This window comes from Roseovarius sp. A-2 (genome assembly GCF_002072155.1).
In the GTDB taxonomy this organism is placed as follows: Bacteria; Pseudomonadota; Alphaproteobacteria; order Rhodobacterales; family Rhodobacteraceae; genus Roseovarius.
Window position 1 is genome coordinate 1 of sequence record NZ_BDIY01000075.1, and the last position, 1,838, is coordinate 1,838.

Here is a 1,838-nt window from a genome sequence, read left to right on the forward strand (position 1 = left end):
TCTGCCTGCAAGGAGGACTGAGATGTCAGACAAGAACGACGGCAAGCTGATCGTGACAGGGATCGTTGGCACCGTCATCGCGGCGCTCTGCTGCTTCACGCCGGTACTCGTCGTGTTGCTGGGTGCCGTGGGCCTATCGGCCTGGCTGGGCTGGATCGACTATGTGCTGCTGCCGACGCTGGCCTTTTTCATCGCGCTGACCCTCTATGCCGTCTGGCGGCGACAGCAGCGGCATGCCAACCAACGAAATGAATGATATCATGACGGACGCTACTCAAACGCTCAAGAGTCATTTTGACCTCGTGGTGATCGGTGCCGGATCAGCCGGGTTTTCCGCCGCGATCACTGCCGCCGAGGGCGGCAAGCGGGTGGCGCTGATCGGGCATGGCACCATCGGCGGCACTTGCGTGAATGTGGGCTGCGTGCCCTCCAAGACCATGATCCGCGCCGCGGAGGCGCTGCATGGTGCGAAAGCCGCTGAACGGTTTCCAGGCTTGCAGGGTGAGGCACAGGTGGAAAATTGGGCAGCGCTGGTCGCGGCCAAGGACGATCTCGTCTCGACGCTGCGGCAGAAGAAATACGCCGACTTGCTGCCGGGTTATGAGAACGTGACCTATATCGACGAAGGTCCCGCGCGACTTGTGGATGGCGGTGTCGAGGTTGGTGGGCGAAAGATAACAGCCCTCAAGGTCATAATCGCCACCGGCGGGCGGCCCTCCGTTCCTGGGATCCCCGGTATCTTGGACGCGCCGACGCTCAACAGCACGTCGCTCCTGGAGTTGAAGTGGCTGCCCGAGAGCCTGATCTTCCTCGGCGGCGGCTATATAGGTGTCGAACTCGCGCAGATGATGGCGCGAATGGGCTCGCGCGTCACCATTGTCTGTCGTTCGCGCCTGCTGCCGCAGGCAGATCCGGAGGTGTCCGTGGCGCTCACGGAGACGTTGCGCACCGAAGGTCTGACGATTTTCGATGGCGTGCGCTATGAAGCCGCGCGGCGCGCCGGGGACCGTGCGGGTCTGACGGTGACAGTGGACGGAGCATCACGAGAACTGACGGCGGACCACCTCGTTCTGACCGCGGGGCGCGCGCCCAACACCGAGGGGCTGGGTTTGACCGAGATGGGCGTCGAAGCCGACCGGCGCGGCGCGATCAAGATCGGCGACGACATGGCCACGACACGCCCCGGCATCTATGCTGCGGGCGACGTGACTGACCGCGACCAGTTCGTCTACATGGCGGCCTATGGCGCCAAACTCGCGGCGCGTAATGCGGTGCTTGGCGGTGCGGAGCGTTACGACAACAAGGCGATGCCCTGGGTGGTGTTTACGGATCCGCAGGTCGCCGGCGTCGGCCTGACCGAATGCCAGGCGCGCTCGGCAGGTCATGACGTCAAGACCAGCGTTTTGAGCCTCGACAACGTGCCCCGCGCGCTCGCCGCCCGCGACACGCGCGGGCTGATCAAGCTGGTCGCGGACCGGGCGAGCGACCGCCTTCTTGGCGGCGTTATCATGGCACCGGAGGGTGCAGACACAGTGCAAGCTCTTGTCATGGCGCTGAAGGCAGAGATGACGGCACTGGCGCTCGGCGAGACGATCTTTCCCTATCTCACCACCGTCGAGGGACTGAAACTCGCCGCGCAAACCTTCGACAAGGATGTCGCGAAGCTGTCGTGCTGCGCGGGGTGAAGCAGTGCTGCACGAGCGTTCACCGAAAGGCGGGCATAGAATACTCGGAGATGAGTCAGGCATTGGGAGTTGCCCGAGAGTCGCCTCCTGCCCGTCAAGATTTCTTCCTGCACGGTCTTGACCTTCCAGTCAGGGGAGCCCCTATGTGAAGGG

Annotated in this window: 2 protein-coding genes; both read left to right on the forward strand. The window is 63.7% G+C overall.

Annotation, left to right across the window (positions count from 1 at the left end; translation table 11 throughout):
* The first annotated feature begins 22 nt into the window (after positions 1-22).
* On the forward strand, positions 23-256 hold the full coding sequence (merF, locus tag BHD06_RS22580; protein WP_080459184.1) for a mercury resistance system transport protein MerF: 234 nt from the start codon (positions 23-25) through the stop codon (positions 254-256).
* Between the two features lie 4 nt (positions 257-260).
* Positions 261-1,685: a mercury(II) reductase gene (gene merA / locus BHD06_RS22585; RefSeq protein WP_139784866.1), complete on the forward strand. Its 1,425-nt coding sequence runs from the start codon at positions 261-263 to the stop codon at positions 1,683-1,685.
* The last annotated feature ends 153 nt before the right edge of the window (positions 1,686-1,838 follow it).